We start from the raw sequence: 19,603 nt of genomic DNA on the forward strand, positions 1-19,603 counted from the left end.
TTCCTTATTATTAAATTTATATATATATTATTTTATATTACTTAGAGAAAAAAATTATTGATTCATAAGCTCTCAATTCTATTTCTGAACCATTAATTTTATTTTCTTTATAATTTGATAATATAATATTTTTTATATTATAGTTTAAGTTTATTTTTGCATTATCTTTAGAGAAATTATTTATCACTATTAATTGCTTGTCTTCATAATTTCTCTCATAAGCATATATATATTCATTATCAAATTTTATCTCTTTATAATCACCATAAACAATTATTTTATTATTTTTTCTTATATTAATTAATTCTTTATAATAATAAAAAATTGAATCTTTATCTTCTAATGCTTTTTTTACATTTATTTCTTTATAGTTAGGATTAACATTTATCCAAGGCTTATGCTTTGAAAATCCTGCAAACTCATCATCATTCCATTGCATAGGAGTTCTTGCATTATCACGGCTTGATATTCTAACACTGTCAAATATTTTTTTTATTTCTTCTTTATTATTAATATCTTTTGTTAATTTATAATACATGCTTTTGGTATCAACATCATTATAATCTTCAATATCATCAAAATATGCATTTGTCATTCCTATTTCTTCACCTTGATAAACAAAAGGAGTACCAGGAACTGTATGTATAATAGAAGCAAGCATCTTAGCAGATTCTACTCTATACTCTTTATCATTTCCATATAATGATACTTGCCTAGGTTTATCATGATTGCTTAAAAACTGAGCCCACCATCCGTCATCTTTTAAAGCTTCATACCATTCTTCTATTCTTTTTTTAAACATAGGTACATTCCAAGTATCAATTTCTATTTGAGGAAGAATGAAAGGTATTATCATATCAAATTCTTTTCTGCTTTGAAGTACATAATCCCTTGCAGTTTGAGGAGTGATGCATCCTATTTCACCAACAGTAGGAATACCATATTTACTAAATAATCTAATATTCATTTCATTTATAAATTTATGAGTGCCTGGAAGATTTGCTGTGATTTCAGCATCCATAACATATCCATCTTTATGAGTGACTGGTTTTGTGGAATCTGGAAAACCTTCCGGCTTTTCAAGATAGCTTATAGCGTCTATTCTAAATCCGTCAGTACCTCTTTTTATCCACCATTCTATCATAGAAAATATTTCTTCTTTTAATTTATCGCATTTCCAGTTTAAATCAGGCTGTTTTCTATGGAATAAATGCAAGTAGTATTGCTGTCTTTCTTCGCACCATTGCCAAGCACTTCCAGTAAAAAATGATTCCCAATTATTAGGTTCTTTTCCATTTTTTTTATCAGCCCATATATAATAATCACTTTTATCATTATCTCTTGATTTCTTTGATTCTATAAACCATTTATGTTCATCAGATGAATGATTGACTACTAAATCCATAATTACTTTGATATTTCTTTTTCTGCATTCTTCTACAATTTTATCAAAATCTTCCATTGTTCCAAATTCTTTCATAATGCTTTGATAATCAGATATATCATAACCGTTATCAGCATTAGGAGAACTGTATATTGGAGAAAACCATATTGCAGTTATACCTAATTCATGTAAATAATCTAATTTTTCTAATACTCCTTTTAAATCGCCTATACCATCTCCATTGGAGTCTTTAAAACTTCTTGGATAAATTTGATATATTACGGCTTCCCTAAACCATTCTTTAGACATAGAACATCCTTATCAATTTATTCATTTTTTTATATTTTGAAGTTGATCAAAATCAAACGTTTATAAGTATAGTAAAAAAAATAATATCAATCAAGTTTTTATTTATAAATATTTCATATTTTTAAAAAATTATTTATCTAATATGTTATATATTAGTAATTTAATAATATTTTTTTATTTATATTTGATAAATATATGCATATAATTAATTTTTTATGAACAATATAATAATGCAGTTCATTATAAATAGTTAAATTTATATAAAAAATTATTATAAAATTAAAAAATCATAAGCTTAAATATAAAAAAATTTTGTTTAACTATATGCATAAAAATTAATTGGGGTAATATTTTATGCATACTAAAATATATTCAGAAGCTCTCTACGGTATAGAAGGCATACCAATAACTATAGAAGTAAATATATCCGAAGGTTTGCCAAAGTTTGATGTGGTAGGGCTTCCAGACCAAGCGGTTAATGAGGCAAAGGAAAGAGTAATTGCAGCAATAAACAACAGTGACAGATTTTTCCCGCCTAAGAGAATAACTATAAATTTAGCTCCAGCGGATATAAAAAAAACAGGAAGCATGTATGATTTAGCTTTTGCTTTGGGAATACTTTCATCAAGTGCTCAGTTGTTTTTTTCTGATTTTATGAATAACACTATCATACTTGGTGAATTAGCATTAGACGGAAGTGTTAGAGAAGTAAAGGGAATATTTTCAATGCTTTTGAATGCCAAGGAGTTAGGAATAAAAAATGCTATTATACCTTTTAACAATATGGAAGAAGCTAACATTATTGAAGGACTTAATTTATATCCTGTAAAAACACTCAAAGAAGCAATGGATGTTTCTGAAGGTAAAAAAGAAGCTATAATATCCAAAGGTAATTTTAATTTCACATCAGACAATAATGAAGCGGTAGATTTTTCTGAAGTAAAGGGGCAGGAATATGCAAAGCGTGCTGCTATGATAGCTGCTGCTGGAGGGCACAATTTTATAATGATAGGCTCACCCGGATGCGGAAAAACTCTAATAGCAAAAAGAATACCTACAATACTTCCTCCGCTAACTTTTGAAGAGGCTATTGAAGTAACGAAAATATATTCTTCTTATGGGCTATTATCAAAAAATATGCCAATAGTAAAAAAACGCCCTTTTAGAATACCTCATCATACTTCTTCTCATGTGAGTTTAGTAGGAGGAGGGAGAAATATAAAAGCTGGTGAAATCACTTTGGCTCATAATGGAGTATTGTTTCTTGATGAGTTTGTAGAGTTTCAAAGTTCCGCACTTCAAACTTTAAGAGAGCCTATGGAAGAGAAAACGATTACAATAAGCAGAGCTAACGGGAGCATTTCTTTTCCTGCTAATTTTACTTTGGTTGCTGCTATGAACCCTTGTCCTTGCGGTTATTATGGTGACGAAAAACATATATGCCGATGTTCTGAAAATGAAAGAAAAAAATATATTGCAAAATTATCAGGTCCTATACTTGATAGAATAGATATATCAATAGAAGTACGCGGTATAGATTATGATAAAATGATTTCAAAAGCTGATGGAGAGACATCTTCTTCTATGCGTAAAATAGTTGATGAGGCAAGAAAAATACAAGAAAAACGCTTTAGAGAAAATGGACTTAAAATATTTTCAAACTCATCTATGGGTATAAGAGATATTGAAAAGTTTTGTATATTAGACAGTAAAGCTAAAAACATATTAAATATGGCTATGCAAAAATTTTCAATGAGTGCAAGAAGCTATAATAAAATATTAAAAGTATCAAGAACTATAGCAGATATAGAAAATAAAGAAGTAATAGAAACATCTCATATAACAGAAGCTTTGCAGTATAGATTTAATTTTAATTAAAAATCAGCTTAATAAAATTTTGAGTTTAAAATATGATTAAAAAAGTAGTTTATAATTAATAAATCTATTAACAAAATATCATTATTTAAATAAAAAGGTTCCATATAGAAATTATATGAAACCTTTTTAATTAATACATACAAATTTTAGTTTATTATGATGCCCATTTAGCTTTAGTAATAAATACAATTAATAAATCTTTATCAAATAATTTCTCTATTTCCTTATTAGGAATATAACCATTTTTTGCTTTTACATTAAATATTATACGTAAAGGACGTGTACTATCAGGATCCCCCCATACTGTAGTAATATCTTCTGGAAAATATATACCTATTTCGTCTAATTTTGGAGCTACTTCTTTTTTTAATTTTCTAATTAAGGCATTTACTGAAGCCTTTCCCTCTTTAGATGATGTTAATTTAGCAACATTGTTAACATATTGATAATCATACAATTTTTCAGCATCTACATTATAAAGCTCATCAAGATTTGTAATTTGAGAAAAATCCCAAGTTTCTCCTCCAACCTCAAATTTATCTAAAGATTTTAAAACATTTAAAATTTGCTCTTTAGTTATTGGAGTAGAATTATCTTCTTTAATTTTGTATGTAGTGTTGGAAAGAGTTTCTTCCTTTTCAGTAGATGTTACTTTATTACTACAAGAGATTGTAAATAGAGTTAATAAAGATATTGATAAAAATAGTTTAAATAATTTCCTGCTCATAAATATAGATATTCCTTAAATTGATTATAATTTATATTAATTTCGTATGTGAAATATATAACTAAAAAAAATATAATTTGTTAAAAAATATTTGAGATATTTAACATTATTAGTAGACAAAAAAATAATTATATATTGTTTTTTTTCAAATAAGCTATTACTTCTTCTACAAAGATTTTATCTCTAAAAGCAATATGTTCTAACAGCCAATCTTTTAAATATTTCAAAAACTTATTAGCAACAAAAGGCTGACCCTCTTCATATTTTCTAATTTGATTAACCAATTCCATACAGAAATTCTTATGCATAGCTTTATGATTTTCAGCATCAGAATAATTGATTAAATCCATAATCTTTTCTTCTGTTTTGAAATGGTACTGTGTATAATCAATACATTTTTTTACAGCCTTAATAAAAGCACCATTAGAATCATTAGCATTATTAATAGTACTTAAATAAAGTTCATTAATAATATTAACAAGTTCCTTATGCTGATTATCTATAATCTTATGCTTAGTTTCATATATAGGTCGCCACTTAATAAATAAATTACTCTCATTTAAAGCAACATCTATATCTTCAATATTAAGTTGGCTTAAATCAGCTTTTTCCATATCATTCATAATATCCTCCTAATTATTAAATAATTATAATATATATCTGCTAATATCCCTATTTTCTTCTATGTCTTTTACAGCATCTTTAACATTATCGGAAGTTATTTTTATAAATTCTCCGCTATGTTCATCTGCACTGAAAGAAATTTCTTCGAATACTTTTTCCATAATAGTATAAAGTCTTCTAGCGCCAATATTTTCAACATTAGTATTAATATTATAAGCCAAATCAGCTATTTTTTCTAAAGCCTCATCTTCAAACTCTATTGTAACTCCCTCAGTTTTAAGTAATTCCTGATATTGTTTAGTAATAGCATTCTTAGGATTAACAAGTATATCTTTAAAATCCTCTTTAGATAAAGCTTTTAATTCTACTCTAATAGGAAATCTTCCCTGCAATTCAGGTATTAAATCAGAAGGCTTATTAATATGAAAAGCACCAGCCGCTATAAAAAGTATGTGGTCGGTTTTTATAGGACCATATTTAGTATTAACAGTTGTCCCTTCAACTATAGGAAGCAAATCCCTCTGCACACCATGACGGGCAACATCAGCACTGTCTGTTTTGTTTCCGCTTGCTATCTTATCTATTTCATCTAAAAATATTATCCCCATATTCTCAGCCAAAGATAAAGCATCAGCAGTAACTTTCTCCATATCTATTAAACTTTCAGATGCTTCATTTATAAGATATTTCTTAGCCTCTTTTACTCTTAATTTTTTATTTTTTTTATTTTGAGGCATAATGCTTCCAACCATAGACTGAATCATGTCATTCTCTTCAAATCCCATTCCAGGTATTATGCCAAACATTCTGCCCTGATTAGATGATATTTTTATTTCAACATAGCTGTCATCAAAATCCCCATTAGCTATGCGTTTTTTTATTTGCTCTTTGGCATTATTTTTTTTCTCAGCCTCTTCAGCAGATATTATTTCATTATCTTCTTTTTTAACAGATGGAAGTAAAAGTTTAGCAAGTTTATCCAAAGCAATATCAGTAGCCTCTTTTTCAACCTCTTTCATCATAGAAGTTTTTAGCTCAAATATAGCTGCATTCACCAAATCCCTCACCATACTCTCAACATCTCTTCCCACATATCCAACTTCAGTATATTTAGTAGCTTCTACTTTTATAAAAGGAGCATTAACTAACTTAGCAAGCCTCCTCGCAATCTCAGTCTTACCAACTCCAGTAGGTCCTATCAAAATAATATTCTTAGGAGCAACTTCATCTTTTAACTCCTCAGGTAAATGACGTCTTCTATATCTATTTCTTAAAGCTATAGCCACAGAACGTTTAGCCTCAGTTTGACCTATTATATATTGGTCTAAAGCTTCAACAATTCTTCTTGGTGTAAGCTCACTTTCTAATTTCGCATCAAATGACATAATTTATTCTATTACCTCCAAAGAAATATTACTATTGGTATATATACATATTTGTGAAGCAATTTCTAAAGACTTTCTTGCTATTTCTTTAGCAGAAAGATTAGTATTCTCACTCAAAGCCATAGCAGCTGCCTTAGCATATTGTCCTCCGCTTCCAATAGCAAGTATATTATTTTCACTCTCTATCACATCGCCATTACCAGATAGAAGAAGCATTTTTTCTTTGCTAGCTACTATAATAAGCGCCTGTAAATTCCTAAGCATCTTATCAGTTCTCCACTCACGCGCAAGCTCCACAGCAGCACGCGTTAAATCTCCTGAAAACTCTTGAAGCCTCTTTTCAAACTTTTCAAACAAAGTAAAAGCATCGGCAGTAGAACCAGCAAAACCTGATATTACCTTACCCCCGTATAGTTTTCTTAATTTAACAGCATTAGGCTTCATCACTGTCTCGCCTAAAGTAACCTGACCGTCTCCAGCTATAGCAGTAACCCCATCTCTGCATACCGCACATATAGTAGTGCCTTTAAACATATACTATCCTTTTTTTAAATTCTATATATATTTTAATATATATTCTATTCTAATGCAAATTTTTTGTAATAATCTAACAATGATTAGTTAATACTTGTATTATAAATATACTCAAAGAAATAATTTTGTCAATTTATGTATTTTTGTAAATGTGTTATTTTTGTTAAAGTAGATATATTGAGTTTTTAAGTATATATCACCAAAGAATTATATTTAGTAATATGAGTATTTTTATTCAACTTTTTTGTTGTTCTTTTTCCCGCAGCAAAAAGAACCAAAAAGTGCAAGTACTATAGCTTTATATGTTTGAAATATCTATAAAGTAATAAATGTATATTTGTGTAAAAATTAAAATAAAAAATTCACTCTTCATCAACTATAGGTTTATCTATAATCTCTATAAACTTATTAACTTTATCAATTTTTCCGAAATAAGCCCCAACGAACGGTATAGAAATCTCTTGTTTACTATTTTCTAAAGAAATAACAAAAACATAATTGGAAGGCAAAGAATATAAATCCACTACTTTACCATAAAGCTTACCATCAGAATCTATTACATTATAGCCTATAATTTCAGCTTCATAAAAACTATCATCGTCTAAAGAAGGTAGATTCTCATAGTCAATATAAATATCCTTGCCTATTAAGGTTTTAGCATCATCAATATTATTTATTTCATCTAATTTGAAAACAAAAGCTTTATTTTTTTTCTTGATGTTTGTTATTTTATATTCTTGATTGTCTATATATATGTGTGTGTTGTTGTTTAAAACAGGAAGAGAGGTAAAATAACTTTTATCAAGAAAAGTACATTCTACCTCTCCATTTAAGCCATGCACACTAGTGATAGTTGAATAAAAAATTTTCAATTGTCAATAATCTCAAGCATAACACGTTTACCGCTTTTCATAGAAGCAGCAAAAAGAATAGTTCGTAAAGCATGAGCTATACGACCTCTTTTACCTATTATCTTACCTATGTCGCTTTGATTAACCTTTAGTTCGAGAATAGTACTTTTTTCACCTTCAATCACTTTAACACTAACCCCATCAGGCTCATCAACTAGCTTTTTAGCTAAGTACTCAATAAGCTCTTTTTCTTCCGTCATAGCACACTCCTTTTATTATAATATATATTAAGCCTCAGTGTTACTTTCTTCTGTTGTTACCTCTGGCTTAGCTTGTGTACGATTCTTACGTCTCTTTTCAGGATTTTTTAATGCTCTTTTTTGTTTCCTGTCAAGCGGTGCTCCTTTATCTTTTTCCATTAATCCTTCTTTTACGAGAATACTCTTAACTGCATAAGTAGGCTGTGCACCATTAGAGAGCCATTTCTTTATGTTCTCTAAATCTAATTTGTATAGAACATCTTTAGCCTTAGGATTAAACCAGCCCAACTCCTCTATAAAACGACCATCACGCGGAAAACGAGAATCTGTTGCCACTACACGATAATGAGGTTCATGTTTGCGACCTATACGTTTTAATCTTAATTTTACCACCTTTCTTTCCTCCAAATTATTATTACATTAATTTATTTAAATCTTCTATAGACATACCTATGCCCTCTAGGGATTTTGCCAATTTATTCATCTTTTTAGTACTTCCCATCATATTCTTCATCATTATAAATTGCTTTATTAGCTGATTTACATCATAAATACTTTGACCGCTTCCATTAGCTATACGCATCTTTCTTGAATTGTTCAAAGGGAACAAAGCAAGGCGTTCTTTTTTAGTCATTGATTGTATGATGGCTTTATATTTTACAAACTTCTGCTCTTCTCTGCTTATTAATTCATTATCCACATTAGCCATTCCTGGTATCATAGAAGTCATTTTAGATATACCGCCCATTTTTGTTGTAGCATCTATCTGTTTCAAAAAGTCATTATAATCAAAATTGTTTTCTATAACTTTTTGAAGCATTTCTTGAGCTTCTTTCTCACTTATAGCAGCACGAGCTTTCTCAACAAGTTTTACTATATCACCCATTCCAAGTATTTGACCTGCAACTCTTTTTGCATCAAATACATCTATATCTTCGAGATGCTCACCAGTACCTATGAATTTAACTGAAGAACCTGTTGCATAACGAAGTGATAAAGCAGCACCGCCTCTAACACCAGAATCGAACTTAGTAAGTATTACACCATTTATGCCAATATTGCTTTGAAAGCTCTTAGCAACATCAAATACACTCTGACCTGCTGTAGAATCCACAACAAGTAATTTTTCTGTAACATCAACAGAATTAACAACTCTTCTAAGTTCAAGCATCATATCTTCATCTATCTCTAAACGACCAGCAGTATCTACAATAATCATATTGTACTGCTCTTTTTTAGCGATAGACATAGCTCTTTTTAATATTTTATAAGGCTTTTTCTCTTTTGTATCTATATGACAAGGAACACCAACCTCTTTAGCCAATACAGCTAATTGCTCCATAGCGGCAGGTCTGTGCACGTCAAGACCAACAAGGAAAACTCTTCTTTTATCTTTATAATATTTAGCTAATTTAGCAGAAGTAGTAGTTTTACCTGAACCTTGCAAACCGAATAAAAGTGTAACGGTTGTTTTTTCTACTGGTTCTAATTTAAGACCGCTTTCACCTTCGCCTATCATAGAGACCAATGTATCATGTACATCGGCTATGAATTGATTAGCAGGGTCTACGTTTTCTAATTTTTCTTTGCCTATAGCTCTTCTTTTTGCTTCTTCTAAGAATTTATCGGCTGCTTCTAAAGATACATCTGCTGATAGTAAAGCTTCTTTAATGCCTATAAGGGTATCTTCTATATCTTTTTCAGATAAGACTTTTTTATCGCGTAATTTGGAGAATACGTTAGATATAGATTTTGTTAAATTATCAAACATTTAAAAACACCAATAAATCAATAATCCGTGCTTGACTATTCTAAATTAAAAACATAAAAAAGTCAATGATTTTTAGATAAATTCATATAAACTGCTATTGCTTGGAATATTTTTTTTATTTTTCATAAATATTATCTAACATATTAAACAATTTTTGTGTAAAAATGAAAATTATATGTATATTATATATATAAAAAATTAAATAAAAAAGTCGATACTGATGCTATATTATGAAAAATATATTACAACTAACTCTTTTTTTAATGATAATTATCAGCTGTAAACTCCAAAATATTACAGGAACAGGCGTAAATAAAAAATTTGTAGGAACTTGGATAGGAACTATAGAGGAAAATAATGCAGACTATCCCAGCGTGCCAATACCGCAGCAAGTGCAAGATGATACAGAAGAAACAACAGGTAAAAGAGAAATAATTGTAACTATTAATGAAGATGGTTCAATCATTATAGATAATGATTCTATACCTTCATCAAGCATATATGAAGATATAAAAAATAATATATATTATTATACAATATCCTATATTATCACAGCTAAAGAAGCAAATTCTACTACTATATTTAATTATATGATTATATTCGAAGATAATACAACCGCTACAATAGAAGGTGTAACCATAATTACATTAGATGAAAAACAGCAAAGGATAAAAGTCCCTCAAACTGCATTAAATAAGCAAACAAATTAGTTTATATAAATTATATAACAATACAAAATAATTTTTGTTAAAATTATATTGTAATTTATTAATTGAATTATTTTACTATAACTTTTTAAAAAAAATTCATTATATATGATGCTGTAGTACATATAAAACATTTACCAAAAAACTTTATAAAAAAAAATCCGAAATTAATATTATTAAATGAAAATTTATCTTCATATCAATTTACATTTATGAAAATTTTGTTATAATTTAGTGTGAAAATTTATGCAAACAAATTAGTTAGGAAAAAAAATGAATAATAGAATATTTATAATATTTGGAATAATTATATTTTCTTTTTCAAATCTATTTTCTCAAAACCTCTATACAACTAAAGATATAATATTTAATTTAGATAACTCAGCTGTAAAAAGAGCAACAGCCGGTCAAATATTTTCGTATTCTGATAAACTAATGGCTAAAGATATATTTGATTTAGATAGAACTTTATTTTCAGGAATGTATGCCCCTAGTTTTAAAAACGGAATGCAAAATACAGCTCAATTATACTTCGGTATACCAATAAAAGATAATGAAATGTATTTTGGTATAGGCGGAGCTTTTTCAATAGACTCTCAATCTATGGAATATAATAGAGAATATATACCTGTAGCTAATAGAGTAATACTTGGTAAAGAAAAAAACTTGGATACTTCTTTTGCATTTAGACCAGTTTTTAAAATTAATGATATGATATCTATACATTATTTATTAGCTAAATCTGGAGGATATTATATTAATCAGGGATATACTTATTATCATCAAACTAATGCTAATAATTATGCTAATCTTACAAATAATATTACAAACTCTCAATGGTATAATGAAATAGCTGTTGCAATTAATTTTGATAATGATATGAAATTAAATTTACCTATAGCTGTAGCAGTAAATAATTACTCGCAGAATTATATAACAAATAATAGCGTAAAAGATATATTAAATGACCAATATATAAATACATCAACAAATTCTTTTGATAATTCTGTGAGATTATTATTCTATCCAGAGTTTATGATGCCTTTAGTAGCAGGACCTTTGCAAAAATTAACTTTTAATCTTGGATTGGAATTTGACCTTTATAAAGATAATCAAAATAGTTTTGTTTTAAACTCAACAAACATATCTCCTAATGAAATAGATAAAGTAATAAACGGAAGTTTAGCTAAAAGCAATCAAACTTATAATCTTAATATGAGTGTTGATATTAGTGCTGCGCCTACTTTGGAATGGAATATAATAGACAGAGTGATAAAATTGACAACTGAGCCTAGAATAGGTTTAAGACTAGACATAACTAATTTGGGTACAACTTATGTAATGTCTAATACTTATGATAATGTTAATAATACAATAGATGAAGGTAATTTAATAGCAACAGGCGATATTCTTCATAATGCAATGACTATTAAACCATATTTAGAAATACCGGTTGGTACTACAATAAAGCCTTTAGAGTGGTTTGAAATTCGAGGCGGAATAAAATATGGATTAGATATGAATATATATTCTTTATACAGAGAAACAGCTCAAAAAGAAGTTATAGAAACTCTTGAGATAGATTTTGTATCAAAATTAGGACTTTATGCTGGTCTTGGATTTTCTTGGAAAGACAGATTATTCTTTGATTTATTCTTAGATTTAGCTGTAACAAGCAAAGAAGAATCTATATGGGTTAATGGTGTAGGACTTCAATTATCTTACGCATTTACTAAATTTGATTATTTACAAAGGGAAGATCCGCCTATATATTCATATACAAATGGCGATATGAATACTACTACTACTAACACTAATGATTTATTATAATAAGAGGATTAATGAAATATACAATTAGTTTAACTGGCGCTACTGGCAATATGGGGCTTGAAACATTAAGGCAATTAATGGAGATAGAAGATATTGAACTTGTAAAAGTGCTTGTAAGAAAAGAAAGCAAAAAAGCAGGTGAAAAATTTAAAAAAGAGTATGGTAAAAGAGTAGAAATAGTTACAGGTTATTTATATAATAAAGAAGACTGCGAGAAGCTAATAAAAGACAGCCATTATGTGCTTAATCTTGCAGCAGTTATTCCTCCAAACTCAGACAAATATCCCAAACTTGCCCATCTTACAAATTTTATAGGTGTTAAAAATATTGTTGATATATTAGAAGAAATGCCTAAAGATAAATGTCCTAAACTTGTTCATATATCAACGGTTGCTCTTTATGGTAATAGAAACGAAAAACACCCTTGGGGAAGAGTGGGAGACCCATTGCTTATAAGTCCTTATGATGCTTATTCTTTTTCTAAGCTAAAAGGAGAAAGATATGTTCTTGATTCATCATTAGAAAATAGGGCTATAATAAGACAAACTGCTATGCTTCATAATAGAATGCTTACTGATAATATGAGCGATGGACTAATGTTTCATACTTGTTATAATGCACCGCTTGAATGGGCTACTGCAAGAGACAGCGGGCTTTTAATGAAAAGAATAATTGAAGAAGATATAAAAGGCAATTTAGATGATTATTTTTGGAAGGGTTGTTTTAATTTAGGAAGCAAGGCAGAAAATAGGCTTATTGGTTATGATACATTTAATGACGGATTCAAACTAATTGGAGGCTCTACCAAAAAATACATGAAGCCTAATTGGAATGCCATAAGAAATTTTCATGGCCTTTGGTATTATGACGGAAAAAAGCTTGAAGAATTATTTTCATATCAAAAAGAGTCTGTTACTGATTATTGGAATGAAATAGGTCGTACTCATTGGTATTATGCTTTAGGTAAAATAGTGCCCCCTTCTTTAATATCATTTTTTGCTATACAGAGACTTTTGTCTCACCCTAATTCACCAACATATTGGCGTAAAAATAATGAAGACGGAAAAATAATTGCATATTTTGGAAGTTTAGAAAACTTTGATAATTTGCCTAAAAAGTGGGAATATTTTAATTTGCTTTTTGAAAATAAAGATTCTGAAGGAAATTATATAGATTATAAGGCTTTGCTTGATATAAAAAATGCTAAGCTTCTTAATCATGGTTATGATGAAACTAAAAAAGATAGTGAAATAGATTTGGAAGACCTTAAAAAAGCTGCAGAGTTTAGAGGCGGTAAACTTTTAAGCAATAGTATGACTAAAGGAGATTTATACACAAAGTTAAAATGGTCTTGTGCTGAGGGTCATGAATTTGAGGCTTCTCCATTTACCGTTATAAAAGCAGGTCATTGGTGTGAAGAATGTATGCCAGACTACACTTGGAACTTTGATATACTTGCTAAGAAAAATCCTTACTTCGCTCAAGTTTGGTATGATTCGCATGATGAAGATGAAAATATGGTCTATTATTTTGATGAAAATTTTAAGGCTCATTACAAAAAAGTTTAATATAAATTATAGAGATAATTAGTGTAAACATACATATCATTAGAGTTTTCTATTATAACAAATTCAACTCTTCTATTTTTCTGAGCGTCTCCATAATCTATTAAGTTTTGCAATCCTATGGATTTAATTTTATCATTATCATTTACTAATAAATCTTCTACTGCCAATGAGCGCAAATATGATAAATCAAATTCATTATTATATCTATCATACAAATATAATATATTATTTGTAGGACTTAAATTGTACACAGTATTTTTATTCATATATCTAACTTCGCTGGAATCAATATGACCTTCTATGTATATATTAATGATATTTGTAGATTTTAATATTAAAGATAAATAATCTAAAGTTTCGGCATATTTATTTGTATTTACAATACTGCTGTTAGAATCAAAAAATATAGGTTCTTTTAATATTAACAGTTTTCCTCTTTCAGTATTTTGAACATAATAGACATTATTATTAGATATCACATTATTTGTAATATTTACATGTTGTCCATTATTTGTATAATTTATATTATTTAAATTTTTATCATCAGAAGCGTTTGATATAATAACGGCACTTTGGCAGCCTATAAAGAATAAAGATAGTAATATAAAAACTCTCATTATTATATAATTAATTTTATCTACTTATTATTTTAAACTCTATTTAAATATCGGATAATTATTTATAAAATCTAATGTTCATATAATTTTTTCTAAAGTTGTATGCTATATTTTAAGTATGCAATTTGAATATTTTTATTTAAAATATTTTGTTTTATTTACGATATTAAAACATATATATAAAATTAGTAAAGTATTATTTATGAATGAAAATATTTTAGTCATAGAACATAGAGCAGAGCTATTAGAAAAAATAGTTGATATATTAAAAGAAAGGCATTATAACCCAATATCAACAAAATCACGTTCGCAAGCTATTAATATATCTAATGAAACATCTCTTGACTTAATCATTATTGATGCTGATATAGGAGATTCTCAAGGGCTTCAGCTTTTAGATACTTTTAAAAGCCAAGAAAATACTAAGGGAATACCTGTAATATTATTAAGCACCCCGTATAAAAAAATAGAGTTTATAGAAGAGGCTATATCCTTAGACATTGATGGTCTTATATTTACTCCTTTTGATGAAATGGAGTTTATAGTTAATGTACATAATGCAATGAAAGAAAAGAAAATGTATATAGAACATCAAAAAACTCTGAAGCAAATAGATTATCTGCAAAATGCACTAAATAATATGACGGAAACTTCAAATAAAAATTACCAGTCTTATAAAGAATCACAAAAAAAATATGAAGAGATACTAAATATTGATTTGGAAACAGGCTTTTATAATAAAAAAGAATTTTTAATTCAATTTAAAAAATTACTCGCAGAAACTGTAAGACATGAGGAAACTATAATATTAGCTTCTTTTTCAATAGATGGAATAGATGACATTATATCAGAATTTGGTATAATGGCAGGAGAAGAAATAATATTACAATTTTCTAAAGTATTAATTAATGCCACCAGAGAAGAAGATATCATAGCCAGGTATGATACAAATTTATTTATAGTTGCATTCAAGAGAATGGATATAAGGCTATATGAAGAAAAAATAGAACAAATAAAAGAATTAGTTAATAAAAATGAAATTATGTATAATGAAATAGTTATAAAATATACTGTATCTGCTGGAATAGCATATACTGCATACAAAGAAAACTATCATTTTGATAATCTTGATAAGGAAATAGCTCCTTCGCTTCTTGCTTTACATAATGCAAAGAGAAGAGGCTTTGCTAAAGTGTATATTCACCCTACTGTTATTAGAAGATAATTAATAATAATGAGGATACTTATATGGTAATTGAACTTGATAAAACAAATGCTGATAGTGTAGAATATGCTGTAGAAGAGGCGGCTAAAGTTATAAATAACGGCGGTGTTGTGATATCTCCAACTGATACTGTTTATGGAATGTTAGCTGATGCTTTTAATGTTGATGCTATTAATAGAATATATTCAATAAAAGAGAGAGAAAGAGAAAAACCTTTGCTTATACTTCTAAAAGATTCTAAATTTATTGATATATTATGTGAAGGAAATATACCTGATATAGTAAAAGCAAAAATACCGGGTGAACTTACTTTTATTATGCCACTAAAAAAAATTATAAAAAAAGATTTTCTATATCTAAAAGATACAGTAGCTATTAGAATACCTAAAGATGATTATATGAAAAAACTTTTGCAATTAACTCCTCCTTTAGTAGCACCCTCAGCTAATCCTACTGGTTATGGTGTTATATATGACGGGAATAAACTCGTGGAGCTTTATAAAGATAAAGTAGACCTTATAGTTAATTGCGGTACTATTGAAAAAAAACTCCCTTCAACTTTATATGATTGCATTAATAATAAAGTGCTTCGTCAGGGAAGCGTTTATTTATAATATAAAATATGAATTTATATAAAAAATAAATTTATATAATCCCCCTATTGAAATATATTAAAAATAATATATCATTTTTCAAATTTAAAAAATATTAAAATATTAGTCTTGAAATATATTTTTAAATAATATATATTAATTAGTAATTATTCTCAATAAGAACTTTTAAGGAGGTCAAAAATTGAGTTGGATAGGTGCTATTATATTATTAAGTGTACTTGTATTTGTACATGAAATGGGACATTTACTTGCTGGTTTAGCTGTTGGAATAAAGGCAGAAGCTTTTTCAATAGGATTTGGACCTATAATATTTAGAAAAACTATAAAAGGAATAGATTTTAGATTATCAATAATACCATTTGGAGGATACTGTAAGTTTAAGGGAGAGATGTCAGAAGATGGAAAAGTAGAAGATGATGATTTTATAAGTATGTCTCCTTTAAAGAGAATTATAGTATATTTTGCAGGTCCGTTTTTTAACTATTTATTTGCTTTTTTACTTCTTGTTATATTAGTATCAATACCTTCTACAGTGGATTTATATTCTCCAACTATAAGCGTATTTAAAGATGCTAAATATATGCATGCAAAATCTGGAAATACATTAGCTTATGAATATGGAATGAGAAGCGGAGATACTATTACAGCGGTAAATGGAGTTAAAGTTAATTATGACAACGATGTATTAAAACTTATAAATGAAGAAGCTATACAAAAAAATGCAAATAATATTAACTTTACATTAAATAGAAAATCTAAAGAAAGCGGAAATATAGAAACAGTAAATGTATCTATACCATCTGTAGAAATATTAAAGGCATTAAGCGGCGAGAAGGCATTAGGTTTTTATTTTGGCGGTGATTTGATTATAAAAAATGTAGTTAGAGATTCTGCTGCGGAAGAAGCTGGACTTCAAGCTGGAGATAGAATATTAGCTGTAAATGATATAAAAGCAGATAATATAGCAGATTTCAGACCTCTTATAATGGATAATGCTTTAAATAAAATTACAATTACTGTTTTAAGAGATGGAGAAGAGATAACAAGAGAAGCCATGCCGAAACCTGTTGAATCAAAAAATGGTACTTATGGAAGTTTAGGTATAGAGTTTATGAGTACTCCTATAAAAGTTGAAAAAATAGAAGGCACAGCTTTTCCAAAATCTATACCTGAGGCTTTTAAAGAAACTGGAAAATATATTGTTTCTTATGTAAATGGATTAAAGCTTTTATTTACAGGTAAGTTGTCAGTAAGAGAAAATTTGGGCGGGCCTGTAAGAATAATACAGCTTTCTTCTCAGGTAATATCTGTTAGTGTTGATAGAATTAGAACTATATTATCTTTTACTGCTACAATAAGTTTGATACTATTTTTAATGAATCTTCTTCCTCTTCCTGTTGTAGATGGTGGTATGATAGTATTTTCTTTTATAGAGCTTATAATGAGAAGACCTATAGATAGAAAAGTGCTTACAAAAATACAAGCTTTTGGGGCAGCATTTTTAATAACGCTTGCTATATTTATAACAATAAACGACATCACTCAAATATTTAAATAAATGAAGGTTTTAATATAAATAAAAGAGACTCTAAAAAATTAGGGTCTCTTTTTTTATTATTAAAGAATTATAAAGCTTAAGAAATTTATATAAAATTAAGAAGTAATGTAAAATATTTATAAGCTTGCTCAATGATAAATATCTATTTATTTTAATACTTACATTAAAAATCTGTATATAATTTTACTAAAATATTAACATAAAATTTTTATAAAACTTAAAAATATATAAAATTATTCGGATAATCTATTAAAAAACAGCAAATAAATATACTTGCAATTATGAAATGCTTGTAATATAAAAAAATTCTTTAATACAATTAATATATTTATTTGCTGCTATCTTTGACATTATTGGAAGAAACTTGTTTTCCATAAAGTTATTAAATTTTTCCTTCATAATATTAAATTTCCTTAGAAAATTATATTTTTAATTATTTTCCATCTCTTTTTCATAAATAGTTAAAAAAGGCTTGTAAATAAAATAATCCAATACTATTAATCCAATGATTAATAATGGTGCTACAAAATTCAAATTAGTAGATATAAAAGCACCCAGAAAAGAAGGTGTGGTCCAAGGAACTAATGCTACTATTCTAGATACTAAATTAAACTGCAAAAATAAATAACTTATAATAACATTTACTATAGGAGTAAGTACAAAAGGAATCAAGAAAATAGGGTTCATTACTATAGGAGTACCGAATATTATAGGTTCATTTATATTAAATATACCGGGTATAATAGATAATTTACCCATAGATTTTAGATGTGCATTTTTGCTCATAATCATAGCTATACATAAACCTAAAGTAGCACCAGAACCGCCTATATATACATAATTACTCATAAAATCTCCTGCAAATACAGTGGGTATACTTTCTCCTGCCGCAAGTGCCGCCTGATTTAAAGCTATATTTGTAAAAGCTATAGGCTGCAATACAACATTAGCTATGCTTGAACCATGTATACCGCAGAACCATAATATATGCACGAAAAATATTACCAAAATTAAATATATTAAACTATCAGATTTACTTAATATAGGCTGAAGTATGCTCATTATTAGCTCTGGTGTCATAATATTCATAGTTTTTTGTATTATTACATTTGCAGATTGAAATATTAAAGATATAACAGCCACAGGTATTAGAATCTCAAAAGATTTAGCTATAGCAGGAGGTACAGAATCTGGGAGTTTTATAGTTATTTTTTTTGTTATTAAAAATCTGGATATTTCAACCGAAAGTATTGCCGCTATAATAGCCACAAAAAGCCCTTTAGCGTCCATATATCTTGCATCTAGTACCGTTACATTTGTATTTTCAGAAACATAAAGCAAAGCACTTGCCGCACTTGTTACAGTAACAGCCAATGATTTAGCAGATAATAAAAGAAAAGCATATAATGCAAGAAAACCATTTGTTAATTGGTCAAACTGATAATATCCTGCCAAAGAATACCCAATTCCAAAAGCTACAAATATAGATAATATTCCCATACTTACATTAAAAATTTGTATATAATCAGCAGAAAATGCTTTAGCAAAATCTTCATAAGGTTTGAAATACATAAAATTATTTGGGTCAGAAAATGGCAAATTAAATATAAGAAGTGCAAATGAACCAACTATAATAAACGGCGTTGCTACTAAAAAACCATCTTTAATACAGTTAAGATATCTGTTTGTAGCTATTTTGTTCATTATAGGAAGGAATTTATTTTCCATAAATGTATTAAATTTTTCTTTCATAAGTTTTCT

The 19,603-nt window shown here is 28.0% G+C and carries 18 protein-coding genes; 7 read left to right on the forward strand and 11 right to left on the reverse strand.

The window, feature by feature from the left end; translation table 11 throughout:
- Positions 1 to 37: 37 nt before the first annotated feature.
- Complete coding sequence (locus R4I97_RS04195; protein WP_335783836.1) at positions 38 to 1,693, reverse strand: alpha-glucosidase; 1,656 nt, start codon at positions 1,691 to 1,693, stop codon at positions 38 to 40.
- A 354-nt stretch (positions 1,694 to 2,047) separates the two neighbouring features.
- Here R4I97_RS04195 and R4I97_RS04200 point away from each other — a divergent pair, with 354 nt between their 5' ends.
- Positions 2,048 to 3,571, forward strand: a complete 1,524-nt coding sequence (locus tag R4I97_RS04200) for a YifB family Mg chelatase-like AAA ATPase (RefSeq protein ID WP_335783837.1) — start codon at positions 2,048 to 2,050, stop codon at positions 3,569 to 3,571.
- 154 nt (positions 3,572 to 3,725) lie between these two features.
- On the opposite strand, the gene R4I97_RS04205 is transcribed toward R4I97_RS04200, so the two are convergent.
- From R4I97_RS04205 to R4I97_RS04240, 8 genes are all read right to left on the reverse strand, one after another.
- A complete protein-coding gene (locus R4I97_RS04205; protein ID WP_335783838.1) occupies positions 3,726 to 4,298 on the reverse strand; it encodes a hypothetical protein in 573 nt (190 codons plus the stop codon).
- Positions 4,299 to 4,426: 128 nt separating this feature from the next.
- Positions 4,427 to 4,921, reverse strand: a complete 495-nt coding sequence (locus R4I97_RS04210) for a bacteriohemerythrin (RefSeq protein WP_335783839.1) — start codon at positions 4,919 to 4,921, stop codon at positions 4,427 to 4,429.
- Between the two features lie 24 nt (positions 4,922 to 4,945).
- Positions 4,946 to 6,307 carry an ATP-dependent protease ATPase subunit HslU gene (hslU, locus tag R4I97_RS04215; RefSeq protein ID WP_335783840.1) on the reverse strand — a complete coding sequence of 454 codons (1,362 nt, stop codon included), beginning with the start codon at positions 6,305 to 6,307 and terminating at the stop codon, positions 4,946 to 4,948.
- A 3-nt stretch (positions 6,308 to 6,310) separates the two neighbouring features.
- Positions 6,311 to 6,841: an ATP-dependent protease subunit HslV gene (gene hslV, locus R4I97_RS04220; RefSeq protein ID WP_295297391.1), complete on the reverse strand. Its 531-nt coding sequence runs from the start codon at positions 6,839 to 6,841 to the stop codon at positions 6,311 to 6,313.
- A 362-nt stretch (positions 6,842 to 7,203) separates the two neighbouring features.
- Complete coding sequence (gene rimM, locus R4I97_RS04225; RefSeq protein WP_335783841.1) at positions 7,204 to 7,713, reverse strand: ribosome maturation factor RimM; 510 nt, start codon at positions 7,711 to 7,713, stop codon at positions 7,204 to 7,206.
- The gene (locus tag R4I97_RS04230) at positions 7,710 to 7,952 is read right to left on the reverse strand and encodes a KH domain-containing protein (protein WP_014489041.1); all 243 of its coding nucleotides are present in this window, start codon (positions 7,950 to 7,952) and stop codon (positions 7,710 to 7,712) included. The genes rimM and R4I97_RS04230 overlap by 4 nt, the downstream gene beginning before the upstream one ends.
- Before the next feature lie 27 nt (positions 7,953 to 7,979).
- Entirely contained in the window at positions 7,980 to 8,345 is a 366-nt protein-coding gene (gene rpsP, locus R4I97_RS04235) for a 30S ribosomal protein S16 (protein WP_335783842.1), read from the reverse strand.
- A gap of 22 nt (positions 8,346 to 8,367) precedes the next feature.
- Positions 8,368 to 9,723, reverse strand: a complete 1,356-nt coding sequence (locus tag R4I97_RS04240; protein WP_335783843.1) for a signal recognition particle protein — start codon at positions 9,721 to 9,723, stop codon at positions 8,368 to 8,370.
- Positions 9,724 to 9,953: 230 nt separating this feature from the next.
- Here R4I97_RS04240 and R4I97_RS04245 point away from each other — a divergent pair, with 230 nt between their 5' ends.
- The 3 genes from R4I97_RS04245 to R4I97_RS04255 all read left to right on the forward strand — a co-directional run bounded on the left by R4I97_RS04245 (position 9,954) and on the right by R4I97_RS04255 (position 13,828).
- A complete protein-coding gene (locus R4I97_RS04245; protein WP_335783844.1) occupies positions 9,954 to 10,433 on the forward strand; it encodes a hypothetical protein in 480 nt (159 codons plus the stop codon).
- 270 nt (positions 10,434 to 10,703) lie between these two features.
- Positions 10,704 to 12,260: a hypothetical protein gene (locus R4I97_RS04250; RefSeq protein WP_335783845.1), complete on the forward strand. Its 1,557-nt coding sequence runs from the start codon at positions 10,704 to 10,706 to the stop codon at positions 12,258 to 12,260.
- Positions 12,261 to 12,271: 11 nt separating this feature from the next.
- The gene (locus R4I97_RS04255; RefSeq protein WP_335783846.1) at positions 12,272 to 13,828 is read left to right on the forward strand and encodes an NAD-dependent epimerase/dehydratase family protein; all 1,557 of its coding nucleotides are present in this window, start codon (positions 12,272 to 12,274) and stop codon (positions 13,826 to 13,828) included.
- Here R4I97_RS04255 and R4I97_RS04260 read toward each other — a convergent pair.
- The gene (locus tag R4I97_RS04260) at positions 13,825 to 14,445 is read right to left on the reverse strand and encodes a hypothetical protein (RefSeq protein WP_335783847.1); all 621 of its coding nucleotides are present in this window, start codon (positions 14,443 to 14,445) and stop codon (positions 13,825 to 13,827) included. The two genes, R4I97_RS04255 and R4I97_RS04260, sit on opposite strands and share 4 nt — an antisense overlap.
- A gap of 202 nt (positions 14,446 to 14,647) precedes the next feature.
- On the opposite strand from R4I97_RS04260, the gene R4I97_RS04265 reads away from it, so the two are divergent.
- From R4I97_RS04265 to rseP, 3 genes are all read left to right on the forward strand, one after another.
- Positions 14,648 to 15,670 carry a diguanylate cyclase domain-containing protein gene (locus R4I97_RS04265; protein WP_335783848.1) on the forward strand — a complete coding sequence of 341 codons (1,023 nt, stop codon included), beginning with the start codon at positions 14,648 to 14,650 and terminating at the stop codon, positions 15,668 to 15,670.
- Between the two features lie 23 nt (positions 15,671 to 15,693).
- On the forward strand, positions 15,694 to 16,284 hold the full coding sequence (locus R4I97_RS04270) for an L-threonylcarbamoyladenylate synthase (protein WP_335783849.1): 591 nt from the start codon (positions 15,694 to 15,696) through the stop codon (positions 16,282 to 16,284).
- 181 nt (positions 16,285 to 16,465) lie between these two features.
- Positions 16,466 to 17,842: an RIP metalloprotease RseP gene (rseP, locus tag R4I97_RS04275; protein ID WP_335783850.1), complete on the forward strand. Its 1,377-nt coding sequence runs from the start codon at positions 16,466 to 16,468 to the stop codon at positions 17,840 to 17,842.
- Positions 17,843 to 18,271: 429 nt separating this feature from the next.
- On the opposite strand, the gene R4I97_RS04280 is transcribed toward rseP, so the two are convergent.
- Positions 18,272 to 19,594, reverse strand: a complete 1,323-nt coding sequence (locus R4I97_RS04280; RefSeq protein ID WP_335783851.1) for a PTS sugar transporter subunit IIC — start codon at positions 19,592 to 19,594, stop codon at positions 18,272 to 18,274.
- Between the last annotated feature and the right edge of the window lie 9 nt (positions 19,595 to 19,603).

It is taken from the genome of Brachyspira pilosicoli, from assembly GCF_036997485.1.
Classification (GTDB): Bacteria; Spirochaetota; Brachyspiria; order Brachyspirales; family Brachyspiraceae; genus Brachyspira; species Brachyspira pilosicoli_C.